This window comes from Sphingomonas sediminicola, assembly GCF_014489515.1.
GTDB lineage: Bacteria > Pseudomonadota > Alphaproteobacteria > Sphingomonadales > Sphingomonadaceae > Sphingomicrobium > Sphingomicrobium sediminicola.
The window spans coordinates 551,873-572,257 of record NZ_CP060782.1 but is presented as its reverse complement, the minus strand read 5'-3'; the positions used below and the strand labels follow the sequence as shown (position 1 = coordinate 572,257).

19 protein-coding genes and 4 pseudogenes are annotated in these 20,385 nt (G+C 63.5%); 15 read left to right on the top strand and 8 right to left on the bottom strand.

The window, feature by feature from the left end:
- Position 1: 1 nt before the first annotated feature.
- Entirely contained in the window at positions 2 to 340 is a 339-nt protein-coding gene (locus H9L14_RS03170; RefSeq protein ID WP_281389478.1) for a UrcA family protein, read from the bottom strand.
- A 125-nt stretch (positions 341 to 465) separates the two neighbouring features.
- On the opposite strand from H9L14_RS03170, the pseudogene H9L14_RS03165 reads away from it, so the two are divergent.
- Positions 466 to 2,114 (top strand): annotated as a pseudogene (locus tag H9L14_RS03165) (thiamine pyrophosphate-binding protein); the annotation flags it as partial.
- Positions 2,115 to 2,121: 7 nt separating this feature from the next.
- On the opposite strand, the gene H9L14_RS03160 reads toward H9L14_RS03165, so the two are convergent.
- From H9L14_RS03160 to H9L14_RS15520, 3 genes are all read right to left on the bottom strand, one after another.
- On the bottom strand, positions 2,122 to 2,307 hold the full coding sequence (locus tag H9L14_RS03160; RefSeq protein ID WP_187710020.1) for a hypothetical protein: 186 nt from the start codon (positions 2,305 to 2,307) through the stop codon (positions 2,122 to 2,124).
- An 86-nt stretch (positions 2,308 to 2,393) separates the two neighbouring features.
- Positions 2,394 to 3,716, bottom strand: a complete 1,323-nt coding sequence (locus H9L14_RS03155; RefSeq protein WP_246444713.1) for an erythromycin esterase family protein — start codon at positions 3,714 to 3,716, stop codon at positions 2,394 to 2,396.
- On the bottom strand, positions 3,706 to 4,359 hold the full coding sequence (locus tag H9L14_RS15520) for a protein-L-isoaspartate(D-aspartate) O-methyltransferase (protein ID WP_246444384.1): 654 nt from the start codon (positions 4,357 to 4,359) through the stop codon (positions 3,706 to 3,708). The genes H9L14_RS03155 and H9L14_RS15520 overlap by 11 nt, the downstream gene beginning before the upstream one ends.
- A 46-nt stretch (positions 4,360 to 4,405) precedes the next feature.
- Here H9L14_RS15520 and H9L14_RS16470 point away from each other — a divergent pair, with 46 nt between their 5' ends.
- Both H9L14_RS16470 and H9L14_RS03150 read left to right on the top strand, forming a co-directional pair.
- Positions 4,406 to 4,540, top strand: coding sequence for a hypothetical protein (locus tag H9L14_RS16470; RefSeq protein WP_281389416.1), 135 nt, complete (start codon positions 4,406 to 4,408; stop codon positions 4,538 to 4,540).
- A 35-nt stretch (positions 4,541 to 4,575) separates the two neighbouring features.
- The gene (locus tag H9L14_RS03150) at positions 4,576 to 5,217 is read left to right on the top strand and encodes a class I SAM-dependent methyltransferase (RefSeq protein WP_187710019.1); all 642 of its coding nucleotides are present in this window, start codon (positions 4,576 to 4,578) and stop codon (positions 5,215 to 5,217) included.
- Here H9L14_RS03150 and thiS read toward each other — a convergent pair.
- Positions 5,210 to 6,219, bottom strand: a pseudogene (gene thiS, locus H9L14_RS03145) (sulfur carrier protein ThiS). The gene H9L14_RS03150 and the pseudogene thiS overlap by 8 nt on opposite strands.
- A 133-nt stretch (positions 6,220 to 6,352) precedes the next feature.
- Here thiS and accB point away from each other — a divergent pair.
- Complete coding sequence (gene accB / locus H9L14_RS03135; protein ID WP_187709193.1) at positions 6,353 to 6,838, top strand: acetyl-CoA carboxylase biotin carboxyl carrier protein; 486 nt, start codon at positions 6,353 to 6,355, stop codon at positions 6,836 to 6,838.
- Positions 6,839 to 6,841: 3 nt separating this feature from the next.
- Positions 6,842 to 8,199, top strand: a pseudogene (accC, locus tag H9L14_RS03130) (acetyl-CoA carboxylase biotin carboxylase subunit).
- A gap of 544 nt (positions 8,200 to 8,743) precedes the next feature.
- On the opposite strand, the gene H9L14_RS03125 reads toward accC, so the two are convergent.
- Positions 8,744 to 10,300 carry a winged helix-turn-helix domain-containing protein gene (locus tag H9L14_RS03125; protein ID WP_187709192.1) on the bottom strand — a complete coding sequence of 519 codons (1,557 nt, stop codon included), beginning with the start codon at positions 10,298 to 10,300 and terminating at the stop codon, positions 8,744 to 8,746.
- A 137-nt stretch (positions 10,301 to 10,437) separates the two neighbouring features.
- On the opposite strand from H9L14_RS03125, the gene H9L14_RS03120 reads away from it, so the two are divergent.
- Both H9L14_RS03120 and H9L14_RS03115 read left to right on the top strand, forming a co-directional pair.
- Positions 10,438 to 10,602 carry a hypothetical protein gene (locus H9L14_RS03120; protein WP_187709191.1) on the top strand — a complete coding sequence of 55 codons (165 nt, stop codon included), beginning with the start codon at positions 10,438 to 10,440 and terminating at the stop codon, positions 10,600 to 10,602.
- Positions 10,584 to 10,772: a hypothetical protein gene (locus H9L14_RS03115; protein ID WP_187709190.1), complete on the top strand. Its 189-nt coding sequence runs from the start codon at positions 10,584 to 10,586 to the stop codon at positions 10,770 to 10,772. The genes H9L14_RS03120 and H9L14_RS03115 overlap by 19 nt, the downstream gene beginning before the upstream one ends.
- A 222-nt stretch (positions 10,773 to 10,994) precedes the next feature.
- Here H9L14_RS03115 and H9L14_RS03110 read toward each other — a convergent pair whose 3' ends face one another.
- Entirely contained in the window at positions 10,995 to 13,757 is a 2,763-nt protein-coding gene (locus tag H9L14_RS03110) for an ATP-binding protein (protein ID WP_187709189.1), read from the bottom strand.
- Positions 13,758 to 14,022: 265 nt separating this feature from the next.
- Between H9L14_RS03110 and H9L14_RS03105 the strand changes: the two genes are divergently transcribed.
- The 8 genes and pseudogenes from H9L14_RS03105 (at position 14,023) to H9L14_RS03080 (ending at position 19,394) form a co-directional block, all read left to right on the top strand.
- Positions 14,023 to 14,310, top strand: coding sequence for a hypothetical protein (locus H9L14_RS03105; protein ID WP_222949905.1), 288 nt, complete (start codon positions 14,023 to 14,025; stop codon positions 14,308 to 14,310).
- Between the two features lie 94 nt (positions 14,311 to 14,404).
- Positions 14,405 to 15,114: pseudogene (locus tag H9L14_RS03100) on the top strand (alternative oxidase).
- Positions 15,115 to 15,199: 85 nt separating this feature from the next.
- On the top strand, positions 15,200 to 16,138 hold the full coding sequence (locus H9L14_RS03095) for an HlyD family secretion protein (protein ID WP_246444382.1): 939 nt from the start codon (positions 15,200 to 15,202) through the stop codon (positions 16,136 to 16,138).
- Positions 16,135 to 16,803, top strand: a complete 669-nt coding sequence (locus tag H9L14_RS15515; protein ID WP_246444380.1) for an ABC transporter permease — start codon at positions 16,135 to 16,137, stop codon at positions 16,801 to 16,803. The genes H9L14_RS03095 and H9L14_RS15515 overlap by 4 nt, the downstream gene beginning before the upstream one ends.
- 337 nt (positions 16,804 to 17,140) lie before the next feature.
- Positions 17,141 to 17,266, top strand: coding sequence for a hypothetical protein (locus H9L14_RS16465; protein WP_281389415.1), 126 nt, complete (start codon positions 17,141 to 17,143; stop codon positions 17,264 to 17,266).
- Positions 17,263 to 17,838, top strand: coding sequence for an ABC transporter permease (locus H9L14_RS16460; RefSeq protein WP_281389414.1), 576 nt, complete (start codon positions 17,263 to 17,265; stop codon positions 17,836 to 17,838). The genes H9L14_RS16465 and H9L14_RS16460 overlap by 4 nt, the downstream gene beginning before the upstream one ends.
- A complete protein-coding gene (locus H9L14_RS16455; RefSeq protein WP_281389413.1) occupies positions 17,763 to 18,365 on the top strand; it encodes an ABC transporter permease in 603 nt (200 codons plus the stop codon). Before H9L14_RS16460 ends, H9L14_RS16455 begins: the two co-directional genes overlap by 76 nt.
- Before the next feature lie 546 nt (positions 18,366 to 18,911).
- Positions 18,912 to 19,394 (top strand): alpha/beta fold hydrolase, encoded by a 483-nt coding sequence (locus tag H9L14_RS03080; protein ID WP_187709842.1) that lies wholly within the window; start codon positions 18,912 to 18,914, stop codon positions 19,392 to 19,394.
- A 341-nt stretch (positions 19,395 to 19,735) separates the two neighbouring features.
- On the opposite strand, the gene H9L14_RS03075 is transcribed toward H9L14_RS03080, so the two are convergent.
- Positions 19,736 to 20,374: a PilZ domain-containing protein gene (locus tag H9L14_RS03075; protein WP_187709187.1), complete on the bottom strand. Its 639-nt coding sequence runs from the start codon at positions 20,372 to 20,374 to the stop codon at positions 19,736 to 19,738.
- Positions 20,375 to 20,385: the final 11 nt, after the last annotated feature.

Genomic DNA, 20,385 nt, shown 5'->3' with positions numbered 1-20,385 from the left:
GCTATTTATGGGCGTTGGCTCTCGCCATGGCGCCTTCCATCTGCGGCCTCGCGCTGGCCCACGCTTCCTCGCGGCAAGGAGCCGTCATCGCCTTTTCCTGCCCGGGAATCGGCGACGGAATGGCGCACATGTAGTCGACCGCCTTGCTCACTCTCTTTTCCATCTCGGTCCGCCCGGCCGCGTCCTTGAGATTGATATCGCCGATGTAAACGACTCGAACCAGGCGATCCTTAGAGGGCGGCAGCTTACGGGTGACGACAATGTCCCCTTCGTCTGGCGCCTGCGCGACCGCGGTCGCTTCCATTGCGAATAAGCTTGCGCATCCAACGGTGACGTACAGTCATCGCAATTCTCCCTATTTCGGAAGTATGCGAGTACGGGTTCACAGGACTGATCAGAATAGGTGATTGTCCGGATGAGGCGGGCGGGGGTGACGACGTAAGCGGCGCTCGCTAGAGGCGCGCCATGACCAAGCGCACCGGCGGCCAGATCCTCGTCGACCAGCTCAGGATCCAGGGCTGCGACCGCATTTTCACCGTCCCCGGGGAGAGCTTTCTCGCCGTCCTCGACGCGCTTCACGATGCGCCTGAGATCGACACGGTCGTGTGCCGCCAGGAAGGCGGGGTTTCCTACATGGCGGACGCGGACGGCAAGATGACCGGTCGGCCGGGCATTGCCTTCGTCACCCGCGGCCCCGGCGCGACCAACGCGACCGCAGGCGTTCACGTCGCCTTCCAGGACTCGACCCCGATGATCCTGTTCATTGGCGATGTCGCGCGCGGCGACCGCGACCGCGAAGGCTTCCAGGAAATCGACTTCCCGGCCTTCTTCGGCCCGATCGCGAAATGGGCCGCGCGGATCGAGGATGCCCGCCGGATTCCGGAATATATCTACCGAGCCTATCGCGTCGCGACCGCCGGACGTCCCGGCCCAGTCGTGCTCGCATTGCCGGAAGACATGCTTCGCGACCAGGTCGAAACAGCGGACCGCCCTCGTGTCCCGCCAGTTGCAGAAGAGCCCGATCCGGGCGCGATCCAGGCCTTGTTCGAGCTCCTCAAGGAAGCCGCTTCGCCGATCGCCATCGTCGGCGGCGCCGACTGGAGCCCGAGAGCGGCGCACCACTTCGCAAATTTCGCCTTCCGATACGGAATTCCTGTTGCTGCCGCGTTCCGCCGGCAGGACGCCATCGACAACAAGTGCGGAGTCTATGCGGGCCAACTCGGGTACGGGCCGAATCCGAAGCTGCAGCAACGCATTCGCGATGCAGACCTGATCCTTGCGGTCGGCGCCCGCCTCGGGGAATCAACGACCGACGGCTATGCGCTCGTCACGCCCGACCATCCCGGGCAGACGCTTGTGCAAGTCCATCCGGACCCGAACGAGCTCGGTCACGTCTATCATGCCGACCTGCCGATCTGCGCCGACATGGGCGAATTCGCGGAGATGATCGACGAGTGGAACGACCCCGATCTCGTCCGTTTCTCATGCGGCGAGCAGGCGCATCAGGAATGGCTCGAATGGTCGGAGCCCAAGCCGCGCGAAGGCGTGACGCTCGATCTTGGCCCGTGCGTCGCAACGATGCGCGAGAAACTCCCACCGAGCACGATCATCTGCAACGGCGCAGGCAACTTCTCGGGCTGGTGGCATCGCTACTGGCGTTACGGCTGCATGCCGACGCAGCTCGCGCCGACGTCGGGACTATGGGCTACGGCCTACCCGCAGCGGTGGCGGGAGCATTGCGCTTCAAGGACCGCCCGGTCGTCTGTGTCGCCGGCGACGGCGACTTCCTGATGAACGGACAGGAGCTGGCGACCGCGGCGCAATATGGCGCGGACCTGCTCGTCATCATCGTCGACAATGGCGCGTACGGCACCATCCGTATGCACCAGGAGCGCGAGTATCCGAAGCGCCTCTCGGCAACCCAGCTCAACAATCCGGATTTCGCTGCGCTCGCCCGAGCGTTCGGCGGCTGGGCGGAGACGGTCGACAAGACTGCGGACTTCGCCCCGGCGCTCGATCGGGCGATGGAGCAGAAGGGCATCCGCCTGATCCACTGCAAGACCGACGTCGAGCAAATCACCAACGCGACGACGATCTCGAAAATCCGGGAGAAAGCGGGGCCTAAGCCCTCTCCTCCGGCCTTCTCCAGAAGAGCCGGTCGTTCAATCCGGCAGGGTCTGAAACGCCCCGCTCCTTCGGCTTGTCGTGCTTCGCAGGCAGCTTCGAACCGGTCGGCGCAACGCGTTCGATTACACCCTCAAGCTCATCCTGGAAGCTGCCCGGCGACTTGGGCCGGCGATGCGCCATCACATCCTCCGTTACACTGGCATCGGCACAATTGGTTAACGATCGAGACTGCTGATTTGCTGCAAGAAAAGAGTCCGATCCGGCGATTACAAGCCGAACGGATAGGTCTCCTCTTCGCCCGGACGCATTTCGCCGGGGAGCGGCGTCACGGCTTCGGTTTCGTCGAACCAGACCCAGGCGTCGAACTGCTGATGCAAGACACATTCGGAATAGTGGCTCCAGCGCTCCGTCTCTGGGCGGTAGATGACACCGATGAACCGCTCGAGGCGCTCCTCGCCGAGCGCTTGCCGCAATTCGCGACCGATCTCCTCCGTCCTCAGGTCCAGCAGGAACCGGCTCACGCCGCTGTCGTGAGACATACGTTCGTGACTGCCCTCCAGCGACGGGCGCACCTGCTTGACCCGCATCGGCTCGTCCCAGTCGTCCGCCGCCGCGACCGTTCCGGTATGCGTCCCGAAGCCGATCAGCCGCGCTTTCGCGTCGAACATGTCCTTGCACAGCTGGCCGATGTTGAACTCGCCGCGACTTTTGCCCATGTCCGTGTGCGCGGCATTGCCGATGTGGCTGTTGTGCGCCCAGACGATCGCCTTGGACCGCGGTCCCTTCGCGTCGAGCAGCTGATTGAGCGTCTCGAACATGTGCGTGTCGCGCAGATTCCAACTCTCCGCCGCGCCTTCGTACATGACGCGGTAATAGGCCTCGGCATTCTTCACGAGCCGAGCGTTAGCAGCAGCGTCGAGCCACTCATCGCACTCGATCGTGAGGCAATCGAAATTGCGCTGCATTAGGTCGCGCAGCATCTCCAGCACCGGCGCCTGGCAGCGTGCATAGCCTTCGAAGATGGCCATTCGCCCGTAGGTTGCTGGATGATCGGCCCATGGCTCCAGGCAGGCGTAGCGCCGGCGCGCGATCTTCGCGGCTTCCGGATCCTCCTTTTCGAGAAAGTCGATGACCGCGCGCATGGATGCCTGAAGATTGTAAAGGTCGAGGCCATAGAAACCCGCCATCTGCTCGTACTGACGTTGTTCGTTGTACTCCCGAAGCCAGCGGATGAAGGCGTCGACGTCGGAGTTGCGCCACATCCAGGTCGGGAAGCGCTCGAAGGCGCGGAGTTCGCCTTCACGCCACGGACGGTGACGGACGTAGCGGTCGATTGTAGCGGCGTCGGGCCAGTCGGCCTCGACCGCGACGATGTTGAAGCCATGACGCTCGATCAGCCGCTTGGAAATGGCCGCCCGCGCCCGATAGAATTCGCTCGTTCCGTGGCTTGCTTCGCCGAGCAGGACGACCCGCGCATCGCCGAAGCGGTCGAACATGGCTCCGAAGGCCGGATCGTCCAGATCGGGCAGCGGTTCGGCAGCTCGCCGGATCAATTCGGGCAGAAGCTGCAGGTCTGCGTCAACGTTCACTCCAGCCCTCCTCGCCGATCAAGGGCACGAAGCGGACTCCGCCGAGGCTTTCCTGCGTAATCCTTCCATCCGGCAGCTTCGTCACTTTCACGAGCTCCTGCGCCCAGCCCGGGTCGCCGATCGGCATTACAAGGCGGCCTCCCGGCGCAAGTTCGCCCAGCAGCGGCTTTGGAATGTGGCTTCCGCTCGCAGCCGCCAGAATCGCGTCGAACGGAGCCTCGCTCGGACAACCGCGCGTGCCGTCGCCTTCGACGATGCGCACATTATCATATCCGAGCCGCTTGAGCCTCTCCCGCGCCACCTCGACGAGATCGTGCTGCCGTTCGATCCCGATAACCTCGCGCACGATGCGGCTCATGACCGCTGCGGCGTAGCCGGAACCCGCGCCGACCTCGAGAACCTTGTCACCAGGCTTTATGCCCGCCGCAGCGATCATCAGCGCTACGATGTAGGGCTGGGAAATGGTCTGCCGGGCCTCGATCGGAAGCGGATGATCTTCATAAGCGGCAGAGGCATAATCGGCGGAGACGAACGCCTCCCGCGGCACCTCCCGAAAGGCGTCAAGAATTGCAGGATCCGTGATTCCGCGCGCCTCAATCTGGCGCTGGACCATGCGCTCGCGGAGTTCGGCGAATTCAGGCATAAGCCCGCCTCCAGCACAAGAACCGAGATCGGAGAGGCACGTTCCGATGGCTACGATGGACGTACGGTTTTCCGGGTCAGTACCCGCGAACTACGAGAAGCATTTGGTGCCGCTGCTCTTCCGTCCTTATGCGCAGGTGATGGCGGAGCGCGCGGCCGAGTTTCAGCCGGGGACATTCTAGAGACCGCCGCCGGGACGGGTGTCGTCACGGACGCATTGTCGAAGGCGCTCCCGGCCGCCCGGATCGTCGCGACGGATCTCAACCAGGCGATGCTCGACGTGGCCGCGACGCGCGTTTCTTCAGGCAATGTGACGTTCCGGCAGGCCGATGCGCTCGAGCTTCCGTTCGAAGATCAAAGCTTCGACCTGGTCGTCTGCCAGTTTGGCGTGATGTTCTACCCGGACAAGGTGAAGGGAAATACCGAAGCGCGCAGAGTGCTTCGCGACGGCGGGCATTATTTGTTTGCGGTGTGGGACCGGATCGACCGGAACATTCTCAGCAACATCGCGAACGAGAGCATGCGGGAGCTGTTTCCCGACAACCCGCCCCAGTTCATGACGCGCGGACCGTTCAGCTATTACGACCCTGAGTGGATCGAGAGAGATCTCCGCTCGGCCGGCTTCAACGACATCGAGCTCGATACGATCACCTTGGACAGCCGCAGCTCGTCAGCCGAGGACGGTGCGCGAGGGCTCGTCTACGGTTCTCCGATGGGTGTCGAGCTGGCGATGGACGACTATGGGCCGGACGCGCTCGACCGGGTCTACGAGAAAGTGCTGAAGGCCATGCGCGAGTATGAAGGACCGGACGGATTCGGCGCGCCGATGACGGCGCACATCGTGACCGCGGCTAAATAAGTCCCGCAAGCGGACTGCTGGGATCGGCGTAGCGGCGCTTTTGCATCCGTCCTGAAAGATAGGCCAGCCGGCCCGCTTCCACCGCGGCTTTCATCGCGCGAGCCATCATGACCGGGTCCTTCGCCTCGGCGATTGCCGTGTTCATCAGGACCCCGTCGCAGCCCAGCTCCATCGCCTGTGCGGCATCGCTCGCGGTGCCGACGCCGGCATCGACCAGAACGGGGACGCCGGCGCCCTCGACGATCAGGCGGATTGTCACGCGGTTCTGGATTCCCAGGCCGGAGCCGATCGGCGCGCCCAGCGGCATGATCGCGACCGCGCCTGCTTCTTCAAGCTGCTTCGCGGCGATGGGATCGTCGACGCAATAGACCATCGGCTCGAAGCCCTCCTTCACGAGGACTTCGGTCGCGCGGAGTGTCTCGCGCATGTCGGGATAGAGTGTTTTCGCCTCGCCGAGCACTTCCAGCTTCACGAGGTTCCAGCCACCCGCCTCTCGTGCCAGGCGAAGGGTACGGATGGCATCGTCAGCGGTGAAGCAACCCGCCGTATTTGGAAGGTAGGTGATCTTCTTCGGGTCGATGAAGTCGGTCAGCATCGGTTCGTTTGGGTTGGAGATGTTAATCCGGCGAACGGCGACCGTGACGATCTCCGCGCCCGACGCTTCGACCGCCGCCGCATTTTCTTCGAGGCTCTTGTACTTCCCGTTCCGACGATCAGCCGCGACGTGAAGGTACGGCCCGCGACGGTCCACGTGTCGGCTTTCACTGGGGCTTCGACGTTCATTCAACCGCCTCCGACGAACCGGACGATCTCGAAATCATCGCCGTCCTGCACAGTCACTTCGCGCAGGGTCGATCGCGGAACGACCTCGAGATTACGCTCGACGGCAACCCGAATGGGATCGAAGCCAAGCTCGCTGACGAGCTCTGCAATGCTGATGCCCTCATTCACCCGGCGATGCTCGCCGTTGATGCGGACCTGGACTGTATGATCAACCGTCATTTGTACGGGGCAGATAGGAACGTACGGCCTCCCGCGCAATTGAAGACAGGCGCGCTTTCACTGGACGCCGCCGCGCGAGGCGGTAAGACGCGGCGCGAGTTGGCCCGTGTGGGCGTGAATTAGGGGATTCGGAATGGCCGAGACCGGCAAGGGCGGCGCCGACAAGGGCGCATCGATGCGTGTCGATACTGCCCTCGTGCGTGAGCTCGCGGAAATGCTGACCGCCAATGACCTCAACGAGATCGAGGTCGAGGATGGCGACCGGAAGATCAAGGTACGGCGTGACGCGCCGACGGCGGTTGTAGCCGCTCCGGCGCCAGCGGCTGCAGCGCCTGCGGCGGCTCCGGCTGCTGCCGCGCCGGCAGCTCCACAGGAAGACGTCGGCGGCGATCCCGTGAAGTCGCCGATGGTCGGCACCGCCTTCATGTCTCCGGAGCCCGGTGCGAAGCCGTTCGTCGCGGTCGGACAGGCTGTGAAGGCCGGTGACACCCTCCTCATTGTCGAAGCGATGAAGGTGATGAATCCGATCGTGGCGCCCAAAGCCGGCACGGTGAAGAAGATCAACGTCGCCGACGGCCAGCCCGTCGAGTTCGATCAAACGCTGGTGGTGCTCGGCTAGGCCATGCCCATTAAAAAGCTATTGATCGCAAATCGCGGCGAGATTGCGCTGCGTATCCACCGTGCTTGCCATGAGCTGGGGATCAAGACGGTCGCGGTTCATTCGACCGCAGACTCCGACGCGATGCACGTGCGCCTGGCCGACGAGACCGTCTGCATCGGCCCACCCTCAGCGACCGAATCCTACCTCAACATCCCGAACATCATTTCGGCGGCAGAGATCGTCCACGCCGACGCAATCCACCCCGGCTACGGCTTTCTGTCCGAGAACGCGCAGTTCGCCGAGATCGTCGAGAGTCATGGGATCATCTGGGTTGGCCCCAAGCCGGAGCACATCCGGATCATGGGCGACAAGATCGAGGCGAAACGCACCGCCGCTAAGCTCGGCCTTCCGCTCGTTCCGGGGTCTGCAGGCGCGTTGACCAGCGTCGCCGAGGCGCACGAGCTCGCAAAGGAAATCGGCTATCCAGTGCTGATCAAGGCCGCTTCCGGCGGCGGCGGCCGCGGGATGAAGGTCGTCCAGTCCGACGACCAGCTAGAAAGCCTGATGAGCCAGGCGGCGTCCGAGGCGCGCTCCGCGTTCGGCGACGACACCGTCTACATGGAAAAATACCTCGCCGACCCGCGCCACATCGAATTCCAGGTGTTCGGCGACGGCAATGGCGCGGCGATCCATCTGGGCGAACGCGACTGCTCGCTCCAGCGCCGGCACCAGAAGGTGCTCGAGGAAGCCCCTCCCCGGTCATCACGCCGGAAGAACGCGAACGGATGGGCGAGATCGTCCGCAAGGCGATGAGCGACATGTGCTATCGCGGCGCCGGCACGATTGAGTTCCTGTACGAGAACGGCGAGTTCTACTTCATCGAGATGAACACGCGGCTGCAGGTCGAGCATCCGGTGACCGAAATGATCAGCGGCATCGACCTGGTGCGTGAGCAAATCCGCGTCGCTCAAGGCGAAGGCCTGTCGGTCACGCAGGACCAGGTCCACCTCCAGGGCCACGCGATCGAGTGCCGGATCAACGCCGAGGATCCGATGACCTTCGCGCCTTCACCGGGTCTCGTGACGAATTTCGTCGCGCCGGGCGGCATGCACGTGCGCGTCGATAGCGGACTCTACACCGGCTACCGGGTGCCGCCTTACTACGACAGCATGATCGGCAAGCTGATCGTCTACGGCACCACGCGTGAGCGCTGCATCATGCGCCTCCGCCGTGCGCTCGAAGAGTTTGTGGTCGAGGGCATGAAGACGACCATCCCGCTCCACCAGGCGCTGGTTCGCGACGAGGAATTCCTGCGCGGCGAGTACACCATCAAGTGGCTGGAACAGTGGCTGGAAAAGCAGCGCGTCGCTGCAGAGTAGTCGGAATCCGCCGAGGCCCTAATGTCCGCAATGGGTGGAAAGCTGACATTAGCGATTATGCGGGGACACGGCTGAAGAGCGGGTCCCTTTCCGCTCGTTCGGCACAAGCCTCAAATGTCGCCTTGTAGGCTCCCGGTTCCCGGCGGATGGTTCTGCGGACTATCTCTGCTCGTCGATTGTCAGCACGGGACAGGGCGTGCGCATACCACTGCTTCACGGGCGTAACTGCGCGCATTTGCTGAACATCCTGGGCCAAGATTTCCGCGAACACGTTAGCGACAACGGCGCAGTCAGCGTCGTCATTCGGATTTGGTGGAACGTTTCCGCGACAGCCAACAAGCAACGATGAGGCGAACATAACGACAAGACCCCGCATCGGCTCTCCTCAGGCTTATCTCCGGCGCATCAAACAGCAGGAAGCTAATGTCCGCAATGGGTCGAAAGCGGACATTTATCGTTGAGCGGCTCGTACCCAAAGTGTGCCGGCAGGGGTTGGGCCAATTATGTCACCAAGCGACGTGCGCCTGCTACTCCAGATACGCAATCAATCAACGCGCATGTAATCCGGCTGGATGGCTCTGCGCCGCCAATATTCAACCAATCCAACTCCGGCGCACAAGGGGAGGAACCGCCGGTCGGCTCGCATGGCGCGGCATGGCGGCATGAACAGCCAATAGGTATCGATTCTGTGCAGGGCGTCCCCCACGTCGGGGCCGTAAGCCGTCTCGCTGCGTCGAACCGTCTTCCCCCGGCCTAACAGGTAGCCGTTCGCAATTTCGAAGGCGGTGTCGAGATCCCCGAGCGCGGAGAGAACCATGACTGCCCCGCCGCTCGCGAGCCCGCCGGGGTTCTGAGGCATGGCGAGGCAAGCTTGGCGGGCGTTTGCAATTGCGCCGTTAGACCGCTGCTCTAGGGCATCGAGGCAGGCTTGCCACATCTGCTTCTCGGCTGCCCCGGCGATCATCTTCGGATCGGCCTCGAGCATCTCCCGGGCGGCCGCCGGCCGATCGGTGAAGGCATAAAGAATGAACCGGACCGACCAAACCCACGCACTCGCGGGAAATTGAACCCGCAGCTGTTCGATGACATTGTCGGCGGCAGCCACCCGGCCGAAGATCCATAGTTTCTGTGCGCGCCTGCCAAGCAGCACCGGCGAGAGCGGCGCGGTGCGAACATGCCGTTCGTTCCACCCCCAGGACTCGCGGGTCAGGCCGGCCGCTTGCAGGAGCGAAGCGAGTTCGCCGATCGCCATCGTGTTCACAGGCCGCAGAGCGATGATGCGGCGTAGCAACCGGTCGCGCGACCACCAGTCGAGCGCTGATCCCTGGACCTCGAACAAGGCGAGCAGCGCGTTCGGTTCCTGTGGGTCAATCGCCAGCGCCTTCTGCGTTGCCTCGACTGCCGAATTGACAGCCTCGGCGGATCGGGATGGCGGCGCGACTTGTGCGAAGTAGCTGCGGCTGAGCGCGAGCCAGCCGAAGGCGCGGGCGCTATCCGGATGGATGCGCACGGCCTCCTCCGCCGCGCGCAGCGCCAGGTCCGGTCGGAAGAACTGATCGTCGCCGGCAAGACCTTTATCAGCCTGTCGCAGGAGCTGCTCGAACCGCTTTTCCTTGAGGTCATTGACCGCAGCCCATCCGCCGATGGCGCCAAGAGCCACTACGCCGAGCGAGCCGCCGGCTAACTCTCTGCGGGTGAAATGGCCGGACTTTCGGTCGGAGCTTGCCCGCGCGCTTTGGGTAACCTTTCCGATCAGCCGATAACCCGTCCGCGTGATCGTTTCGATTTCGAAGCTGCCGCGCGCGACGTCGATGCTCAGTCTCCGCAGTGAACCGATCACTCGGTTGAGGCTGTCTTCGCCGACGTAGACGCCACCCCAGCATCGCTCGAACAAGGTCTCGCGCGAAACAACCACCCCAGGCTGCTCAGCCAGTACGACAAGGACCTGCATGACGCGCGGCTCGACAGCGGCGGTGCCGCCTGGGCCTGTCACCGTTCGACGCGATGGACTGACGGCCGCGTCGCCCAATCGAAAGTCGGTCATGCGGGCAAGGTCCGCGGGCGCCAAGGTACCCGATCCTCGCTCGCGTAAAGCGTCCATCCCCAGTCACCCCAATAATCGGTGAACTATCGGCAAATCATCGGCTCGTGATCATCCCATACAAGCCAAAGCCAACGCAACATACGCGCCGCTCCCGACAGTGGAGCCTCAAATGTTAGTCTCTTTAGGAGAGAGTAATGACCAAGCTGTTGTTCAAGACGACTGCACTAGCGATTGGAATAAGCCTGATCTCATCGCCGGTGCTGGCGGGTGAGATCACTGGGCCACCCCCGACCGGCAATGGCCAGAACACACCCGGCACAATCAGCAACGGCAACTCGCGTTGCTCATATTCGGGCTGAACGATACTCCCGACGGAGTTCCCGGGATCGATCCCGGCGGACAGGTTCAGTCGTACGGATACTTCATGTCGCAGTTCGGGCTCTACGACCCGAGCGATCCGGATCAACGCTATGGCTTCGCGTTCCCCGGCGAGGGCTGCAATCCCTCACGCACCGGCGGCACGCACTGAAGTCGACCGCCGAGGGGCGCAATGCGTCCCTCGGCAAGCATTGGACTTGCCGTTTTTGGGCTTCGGGTGCCGCTGTCGCGCTGGCCCTTTTGGCTGGTAGCTCTTGTCCGCTTTGGGTCGAAAGCTGCCGCGACAGGGTTGGGTAGGAAGATAAGATCGCGGGGTGCCGGCATTGACGGCATGCAGGCGCCCTTCGCGTCGACAGCTTGCGCCGATGCCGGATTAAGGCTCACCGACCCGGCCGCTTAAGAGCATCCGTGCAGAACGGAGATCGAGCGACCGCGCACCGCCTTCGACCCGAGCGAGGGCGGCTTCGAGTGGCGGCGCGGCCTTGTCCGGAGGCTCGAGGCGTGCGAGCGAAGTGGCTGCTCGGAGCGCCCAGAGCCAGCTCTCCTGCTCCTCTGCGATAGACAGGGCCCGTGTGAAGAGGGCCCGCGCTGCCACTTCATCGCCGGAGGCCAGCTGGATTTCACCATGCGCTCGCAGGATTTCGGCCGTTGCCCAGTGCGGATCAAGCGCCTCCGCGCGCGCTACAGCTTCCTCGTCGCAGCACGCCGCACAGGTGGTGATGAATACGTCCTTGTCGTGCGGCAGCGGCCTCGGCAGTTGGTCGATGACTAGGGGCCTCGTCAGCTGCCCGGTGCGCAGTTCCAAGATCCTTGAATACCAGGTCGCAAGTTCGCCCATATAGGTGAAGCGATTGTCTGACGCCTCCCGGGCAAGCAGGTCCGCATAGATCCTGGCGAGTTCGTGGTCGCCTACCCAGAGTGCGACCGGGCAGGCTGCGCTGCTCAGCAGATAACAAAAGGAGGCCGGATTCCGCAGTCGCGCTCCGTCGGCTACCGCGTCCATGATTAGGCTCAGCGCCGAGTCCAACTGGCCCTGCACCGCCAGGGTTAGGGCATGATTGCTTCGAGCCACAGTATAGTGATCGTAGCGAAGCACGGCGCCGTAGGCCGTGCGATCGGTCAAATCAGCGACAAGCTTCGTGCCGATGGCTGCGGATTCCGCGATCCGGCCGGCCCGGAAGGTCATCAAGGCGATTACCCGCCGGGCGAAGGCTAACAGATCGGGATCATGATCACCGCTGTCCGGCGGCAGCATCTGACGCGCGAGGGCCAGCGCTCCCGGATGATCGCTCAGGATCTGCCGGTGCCCGGACAGCAGCCAAAGCCCGGTTGCCCGGGCCCACGGATCGCCGATCTTTTCACCGATGCGCAGTACCCGCGTCGCGGCGCGCACGAACTGCTCACCGGGCCGATCCTCATTGAACAGCAGCACGCACAGTCCGATCTGGAGCTGGATCTCCTCCGGCCCGCCCGTTTCCCCGAGCTCTTCCAGCGTCGCCAGCGCTTTCAGCAGCCACCGGTTATATTCGGCGAACTGCGCGAGGCCGATCCAGAGCGGCGCTGAGGCGAGCGTGAGGCTGATGCCCAACCTCTTGTCTCCAGCTTCTCCAAGCGACCAGGCCAGCGCAGCGCGGACATCATCGATCGCCTGCCCGTAACGTCCCCACCAAGCCGGACGATCAAGTACCAACCAGTCGTCCTGCGCACGTTCGAGCAAGCCGCGAACCCATTCCGCATGACGGCGCGCGACGATTTCCGACTGGCCTGAAGCACTGAGTTTGCGGCGCGCGTAAACTTTGGTGGTCTCGAGCAGACGATATGCCACGCCTGAGGATGTCGTCTCGACGACCAGCAGAGATTTCGCCGCGAGCTGCAGCACCGCCTGGATAGTCTCTTCCTCTCCACAGTCATCGAGAGCGGCGACTTGCACCGCGCCTGCCAAATCAAAGGAAGAGCGGAAGCTGCCAAGGGAACATAAGACCACGCGTTGAGCGGGGGAAAGTAGCTCAAAGCTCCAGTCGAGCATTGCGTCGAGCGTCTCGTGCCGAGCCAGTGTTCGTCGACCGAAGGCCACTCGCGAAAGTCGCTGTGTCAGTCCCGTTGAAAGTTCATCGATGCCAACCATCGGCACGGCTGCCGCAGCCAATTCAAGGGCGAGCGGCAGGCCGTCGAGCGATCGGCAGACGGCCGCGACATGCTCGGCATTGTCCGCCGTGATCGAGAACATGTCCGCGCTTGCTTGCGCGCGTTCCACGAACAACCTCACCGCCGGGCTCTCGGAGATCGCACCGGCCGTTTCGGCCAGGCTGGGAACAGGAAGTGGCTGGAGATGGAGCAGCACCTCTCCGGGTACTCGCAGTGGCTCCCGGCTGGTCGCAAGCAGCTTCACCCGCGGACACGATTGAATCACCGTCTCGGCTACCCGGGCGATGATGTCGACGAGATGCTCGCAATTATCGAGGAGCAGGATCAGGTCTGCGTCGCGAAGATGTTCGATCAATACAGCCGGGGTCGCGTCGCTCCCCATCGGGCTCTGCAGGGCAGCCGCCACTGCTGTCGCAACGTGCTCGACCGAGGCGCAGTTGGCAAGATCAACGAAGCAGGTGGCGGTGCCGGCAGGAAAGGCGTGCAGTCCCGCAAGGGCGACGCTTGTCTTCCCAATTCCGCCCGGTCCTATGACCGTCACCAGCCGGTTTCGACCGACGCTTTCGACCACCGATGCCACGCAGTCTGCACGACCGATCAAGCGGTTGACCTGTAGGGGAATGGGAATCGGACGCAGCCCGGAGCCTGCTCCCGCGTCGGCGCCGGAATCGCCTTCAATCGTCACCTCGGAGCGTAACCGGTACCCTCGCCCGGGCACGTTGATGATTTCCACGTCGTTAGCGCCAGCCGCACGAAAGGCGCGACGGATCGCAGTAAGGTGCACCCGCAGATTATTGTCCTGGACGAAAAGGTTTGGCCAGACGTGGCTGTTGATCTCGCCCACGGAGACGATTTCGCCGGCGCGCTCGGCCAGGAGCGTCAGGATTGCCAGTGCACGTGAGCCGAGCCCGACCGGAGCGCCGCGGTTCAGCAGCTGACCGCGCTCGGGCCGAAGCTCGAATGGGCCGAAGCGGAGGATGCGCTCGCTCATCGCCACTCCGCCAGAGCTGAGCCCACTCGCGCCTCCGCCGATAGGTTAGCGCTCTGCATATGCGCAAATTAGCGGCTTTTTACACCCTTTAAGTCGGAGCTCGGCCCCGGTTCCCGTATCAGCAGCGAACGTATCAAGGAGCCGTCAATTGGAGCATTTGGCCATCAAATCGCCTGGGCCTTCCGCGGCGCAGGCACACTCCCGGCCGCGCCGGAGATTCCTGCGTCTTCTGCATCGGGCTTCGCCCTCTCCGCATTCCGCAGCAGTGACTCGCTTCGCGGAGATCTGCGCGGCAGCTGGCGGAACCACGATGCTCCACGACCTCGCTCCCGACGTTGTAACCATCGGTTTCGGCTCGCGCACGGATGGCATCTGGCAGCGTCTCCGGCAGCGCGGATGGGGGTTTGTCGGAAAGGGCGAGTGGAGGAACGAGCCCGTCATCGGCGTATCATTCACCGGAGACCGCCGCGCCAATTGTACGGCTGACGATCTCGCCCATGAGCTGCTCGAGATCGTGCGCGAGATGGAGATCGCCGAGACCCGCCTGTGGTGAACCCACCGTGCAATCCGGCCCTTCGACCGAAGCGCGCCGGCTCGGCAGAGCCGCCGCAAAACCGTTCCCCGCTCTGACAACAAAGGACAGATCAATGAATGGCGAGGGTACGCCCCCGGCCACCCACCGCAAAGCTGTGGGTGCGTGCGACACGATCGCGCTTGCTTTCACCAGGATGCTGCGCTTCTGCGCCGACACCTTCTTCGCGAAGCGCTACGGCAACCGCGCCATCGTACTGGAAACCGTTGCGGCAGTGCCGGGGATGGTGGGGGCACACTCACCCATCTCAAATGCCTCCGCCGCATGTGCGACGACAACGGCTGGATCGCCACCCTGATCGACGAGGCCGAGAATGAGCGCATGCACCTCATGACGTTCATCGCTCTCGCAAAGCCGACGTGGCTCGAGCGAATGGTCGTGCTCACCGTTCAGTGGGCATTCTATTGCTTCTTCTTCCTACTCTACCTGGTCAGCCCGAGAACCGCGCACCGAGTAGTCGGCTATTTCGAGGAAGAGGCGGTGATCAGCTACACTCTGTACCTGGAGGAGATCGATGCCGGCCGCGTGGAGAACGTTCCCGCGCCGGAGATCGCCCGACGCTACTGGAACCTGCCCATCGACGCGACGCTGCGTGACGTGGTCCTGATCATTCGGGCCGACGAAGCGCACCACCGCGACACCAATCATTGCTTCGCTGACAGCTTGGCCGGGATCGAGGTGGATCCGAGCACGATCAGTGCCGCCCTCCCGCACGAGGCGGGAACGCCCCAAGCAAGCTGGGCATCCATCAGCATCACGGGGTGAACGCCATGGAACAACCATCAGTGGACCAGTTTCAGACGGCTCTCGTGCACAGGCGTAACCCCCTCGTGGCGACAGCCGGGGGGCAGTGGTCGCCGCGCTACTAGCGCTGGGACTGTGGCTCGCCAGTCGTCCAGCGCCCGAGCAGCTGCAGGGCATGGTCGAGGCCGACGAAGTCAACGTCGCCACCAAGGCTCTCGCTCGTGTTGACCGGTTGATCGCCGAGGAGGGCCAGCGCGTCCGCGCCGGCACTCTGCTCGCGACACTCTCGAACCCTGAGATTACCGGAAGTCAGGCCCAAGCGCAGGCCGCGGTGGAGGTTGCGCGCGCAAACGCCTCCGAGACCGCCGAAGGCGCCCGCAGCGAGGATATCGCCTCGCTCCATGCCAACTGGCAGGCTGCACAGGCGGCGGCCAAGCTGGCCGCGGCGACAAATCAGCGGATGGCGAGTCTCTTTTCCGATGGCTACGTCACTGCCCAGCGTCGCGACGAAGCCTCAACCGCGCGCGAAAGCACTGCGAGGCAGGCGGAAGCTGCTCGCCAGCAATATATGAAGGCTCTCGCCGGTCCTCGAGCGCAGGACAAAGCGGCAGCCGACGCGCAGGTCCGTGCTGCCGAAGCGGCGTTGCGGACCGCTGCCGCGCTGGGCCGCGAAACCCGGCTGCTCTCGCCCATCGACGGCGAGGTTTCGCGTAAACTCGTGCAGCCCGGTGAAGTCGTCAGCCCGGTGATCCCTGCTTATCAGGTAATCGATATCGATCACCCGTGGGTAACGCTCAGCGTTCGTGAGGACCGGTTCAACCGGCTGGGCATGGGCGTGACGCTGCGCGGGCGCATCCCTGCATTGGGTCGCGATGCCAAATTCCGGGTCTACAAGATCTCGCCCCGCGGCGATTTTGCGACCTGGCGCGCGACCCGCGAGGCCTCGGGCTATGACGTCCGCGCGTTCGAAATACGACTGCGCCCCGCTGAAGCAGTCCCGGGTCTGCGGCCGGGCATGAGCGTCTTGTTCGAGTGGCCGCAATGAATGCCTTCGAACGCGCGCTGCGTGCAGAGCTTCGACACCTTGCGCGGGACCGTTGGGACCTGGCCGGCCTGACGCTGGTCCCCGGTGTTCTGCTGTTCCTGGTGGCAGCGATGTTCTGGCAAGGCGCCATGAGGCACCTTCCGCTCGTCGTCGTGGACGACGACCGAAGCGTCGCCAGCCGCACGGTCCTGAGTGCGCTGGAGGCTTCGCCAATGGTGGAAATTGCCGCCATCCGGGCTTCAGAGCGCGAGGCGGTCGACGCCGTTCGCCGAGGCGAGGCGATGGGGTTCGTCCACCTGCCACGTGATCTCGGCGCCGGCATCGCCCGGCGTCGCACGCCGGTGGTGCGCATCTTCTACAATGCCAGCTTCCTCTCGGCGGGATCACAGCTTGCGCGCGGCACCGAAGCAGCGGTGAAGGACGCAACCGGGACGCTGGTGACCGATCAGCTTTCAGGTCATGCTCTCCCGCCAGACCCGGCCCGCCGCCTCTCCATTGAAGTTATTCCGCTCACCAATGCGGCAAACAGCTTCGAGTGGTTCCTCGGCACCCTGCTCTTTCCTGCAGTGTTGCATCTCGTGACGGCGGTCACCTGCGCGATGGCGTTGGGTCGCGAACTCAATGCCCGCTCCCTTGCGCGCTGGGCTGGGGCAAACGGCCCTTAGCCCCGGCTCTGCTCGGCAAGTTGACGCCCTATTTCACGGCGGCAAGCCTGTGGGGCGTTCTCTGGCTGCTCTACATCACGCTGGCGCGAGGTTGGCGGGTGGAAGGCAGCTTGCTGCTTGTGGTGGCCGGCCAGAGCCTGTTCTACCTGGCAACCGCAGCGATCTCCGCGCTGCTCGTCGCCGCAACGCGGGAGACCGCGACCGCTCTATCGGTTTGCGCCGTCTATGCCGGCTCCGCGCTCGCTTATGCTGGAGCCACCTTGCCCTCAATGGCGGCGGCATTTTCGCCAGCTTCTGGAGTCAGCTCCTTCCGCTCACCCATTACCTTGCGCTTCAAATGGGACAATTCGGCGGCCAGGTGCCGACTGCCGCTGCTCGCCCGTCGCTGGCGCTGCTCGCCTACGTGCTCGTCGCAGGCGGCGGCACGATCGCTCTCGTCGCACGCCAGGAGCGAGCTCGATGAGCGTCCTGCAGGCCTTCCGGGCCGCGTGGCGGGTCATCCTCACCTCGCGCACCTTGATCGGCACCATGCTGCTCGCGGTCGTACTTTACGCCTTCTACTATCCAGCTCCCTATTCGCATCAGGTCGCGCAGCAGCTTCCGGTGGTTGTAGTCGACGAGGACGAAAGCGCACTCAGCCGCCAGCTGGTCCGGGACCTGGAGGCAACGCGCGCTATCGTCGTCATTGATCATGCAGCAAGCATCGCCGAGGCACGGGATTTGATGCACAGGGGCGGTCCTGACGGGCTTGTGCTGATTGCTCGAGGACTGGAACGCCAGCTGCGCACCGGCGCGCCAGGCGCAGGGGTGAAGATCTGGCTCAATGCCGGCTACATGCTGCGTGCGAGCACCCTCGGCGACGCAATAACCGACGTGCTCCGTCACCTTGCGCTCGACACACTGGAGGATGCAGGTCAGCCCGCCAGGGCAGGCCCCCGATCACTATTGTCCGCGAACCCTTGTTCAACCCGACCGGCGGCTACGAAGGTTACGTCTTCCCGGCGGTGGTCGTCATCATCGTTCAGCAAACGCTGATGTTTGGGGCAGCCACCTTAATTGGTGGCAGACGTCGCTCGGGAAGCTGGCGAATGACGACGTCGGAGTACCTGGGTACCTGGGCCGCGTTCAGCTCGGTGGGCGTGCTGACCTGCCTGTTCCTTTTCGGCTGGATATTCTGGCTACAAGGCATTCCGCGAGCGGAAAACTCGGCGTCCCTGCTGCTGGCCGTTCCGGTGTTATCGGCAGCGGTCGCGGCATTGGGCCTGTGGCTTGGCAGCTACTTCGATCGATCCGAGCGCGCGATGGTGATCCTGGGTCCCACCTCCGCCCCCTTCTTCTTCCTGTCAGGAACGGCCTGGCCGCTCGACCAGATGCCAGGCTTCGTCCGCGTGCTCGCTTATCTCCTTCCCTCAACGGCGGGAGTGCACATGTTCGTGCCGCTAAACCAGATGGGAGCTTCGCTCGCCGCTGTCGCTCCAAGCATTTGCGTGCTGGTGAGCCTGACGCTGCTGTATGCCACGCTTGGCTGGTTCCGTCTCGCGCACAATCGGGTGAATCGCTGATGCAGCGCCGCCGCGTTTTTTGTCTGCGTCCCTGGCGAGGCCGTCGCCAAGCAAACCACAAGCGGATTCAGCAGTCGCTGCGGCCCGTGGATCGCTGTCGGTTTCCCTCTACTTTCATTTCAGCAAGGAGTCTTCGATGCCTGCGAATAGAGAAAATGCCACTGCCGATTTCCGGCGGGCAATCAAATTGATCATTGTCACGGGCACCGTCTTCAGCATCGGCGCACTTCTTTATCTGAGATCCACTGGAGAGCTTTCCTTCCACATGGTCCTAGCCACGATCGGGGCGTGTTCCTTTCTATCCTTCTTGGTTGCGGTCTCTTCGCGGCGGCCTTCTTCAGCGACAAGAGTGGGCACGACGAAATGGTGACCGACGCAACAAAACACTCGGGCGAGTGACGGGCGCAGGACCATGCCGACCATTCATCACATGACGATCGACGGATCGCAGATCGGATATAAGGTGCACGGGACAGATCCCGTCCTGCCGTATCTCGTTTTCGTGCACGGCTATGCGTTGAGTAGCACCGGCGCCGTTTACGCTGAATTGCTCGCTCGCCTCTCGCGTGGTTTCAACGTCGTTGCCTTCGACTTCCGGGGCATGGTGCGTCGGCATCAGCGACAAGCCCTTGGAGCTTCGACCGAGTCGCGGATGACCTGGCCTATTTCGCAAAGGAGTTGGGGCTTTCGAACGCCCTGTTTGTGGGCCATTCCACCGGTGGCCTCATCGGGCTGGTGACGGCAGCCAGATATCCAGGCCTCTTCGCAGGTTATGGTCTGCTGGCCACGGCCCCCGCCGTCGCGGGTCGAAGCTTACCGCCAGAAGCCGTGCCGACCTTTGAATTATATGGGCGGGACCGGACCGTCATGGAAACGGTCTTCACTCAGATGTACTTGCGGCCCACTGAGGTGATGTCCGCAGCGCTCGATGACGTTGGACTGATCGAGCCGGGGTCCATCGCTCTTTCCTGGAGCATTTTGCTGAATTTCGGTTCACCGATCATCTGGCGGAAGTTCGTGATCCTGTAATGCTGATCAACGGAGCCAGGGATGTTGTCGTGCTGCCATCCGATCAGCACGAGACCGCACAAGGCATACCCCGGTGCAAGGAAGTGACCTTCTCGACAGAGGGCACATGCTGCCGGTGGAAGCGCCAGATCTCGTCGCGCAGGAGCTGGAGCTGTTCTGGTGTCAGAATTCGGTGCTGTTAGCGACGGGCCAACCATCGTAACAAGCTGCAGCTATTCGCAATCGATTCTCACTCGCTTCAGTGGGGCGTGAACCTCTGGCCGGGAGGCGACAGGCTGATGTCCGAACGGGGTCGAAAGCGGACATTTCGAGCACGCTCGCAGATGCCATTGCATCTGTCCTTACGCGGTTCCGCCAGCGCTCACTTTTCGTATCCAGGGCATCAGCGATGTCCAGCGCAGCTCTTCCATCAACTGGATGCCGACGAGACCGTCCTTCTGCCACATAACCTCGCCGGCCGGTACGTTGAGCCCGTCAATCTGAATGGACAGATACGTACCCTTTGGCGGCAGGCCATCGGCCTCCAGCTGCATGCCGCGTGCCGAAATGTTGCGCAGGATCGCGTCGCAGATGGTGGCACCCCATTTCAGTCGAACGCCGCAGCGCAGCTCGACGCGCGGCATGCTGCGCCGTTCGGCGGGCTGGCTGATGAGCGCGCGATTGATTAGCGCGAGCACGTCGATCGGCTGCTTGAAACGGACGCCTGCCTCGTCGCGGCGAACCCACTCGACGGACGCCGCGGGTCGCTGCCCCGTGCCCAACTCGATCGCCAGCTGCTCACCTTGTTGCGTGCGGATCTGGCCGGTGAGGGTCGCGCCGAGCGACGATACGCTCCTGATGCTGCACGGGCTCCGCTGACCTCCAACGATGATGACGGCCTGGTCGAACCGCCCGGCCCCCGCGGGTGCCGCCGAGCTTCCCTCGGCCCAGGGCAGGCGGTTCTCCATGACGAAACTAGTCAGCGACAATGATCGAGCCATGTTGGGCCCAG

Bases quoted from the DNA above. Each gene is read 5' to 3' on its own strand.
- H9L14_RS03110 (WP_187709189.1), bottom strand. From the start codon at position 13,757: ATGAGCGAGCGCATCCTCCGCTTCGGCCCATTCGAGCTTCGGCCCGAG.
- H9L14_RS16470 (WP_281389416.1), top strand. From the start codon at position 4,406: ATGGCTACGATGGACGTACGGTTTTCCGGGTCAGTACCCGCGAACTAC.
- H9L14_RS03120 (WP_187709191.1), top strand. From the start codon at position 10,438: ATGACCAAGCTGTTGTTCAAGACGACTGCACTAGCGATTGGAATAAGC.
- H9L14_RS03125 (WP_187709192.1), bottom strand. From the start codon at position 10,300: ATGGACGCTTTACGCGAGCGAGGATCGGGTACCTTGGCGCCCGCGGAC.
- H9L14_RS15515 (WP_246444380.1), top strand. From the start codon at position 16,135: ATGAATGCCTTCGAACGCGCGCTGCGTGCAGAGCTTCGACACCTTGCG.
- H9L14_RS15520 (WP_246444384.1), bottom strand. From the start codon at position 4,359: ATGCCTGAATTCGCCGAACTCCGCGAGCGCATGGTCCAGCGCCAGATT.
- H9L14_RS03160 (WP_187710020.1), bottom strand. From the start codon at position 2,307: ATGGCGCATCGCCGGCCCAAGTCGCCGGGCAGCTTCCAGGATGAGCTT.
- H9L14_RS16460 (WP_281389414.1), top strand. From the start codon at position 17,263: ATGAGCGTCCTGCAGGCCTTCCGGGCCGCGTGGCGGGTCATCCTCACC.
- H9L14_RS16465 (WP_281389415.1), top strand. From the start codon at position 17,141: ATGGGACAATTCGGCGGCCAGGTGCCGACTGCCGCTGCTCGCCCGTCG.
- H9L14_RS03075 (WP_187709187.1), bottom strand. From the start codon at position 20,374: ATGGCTCGATCATTGTCGCTGACTAGTTTCGTCATGGAGAACCGCCTG.
- accB (WP_187709193.1), top strand. From the start codon at position 6,353: ATGGCCGAGACCGGCAAGGGCGGCGCCGACAAGGGCGCATCGATGCGT.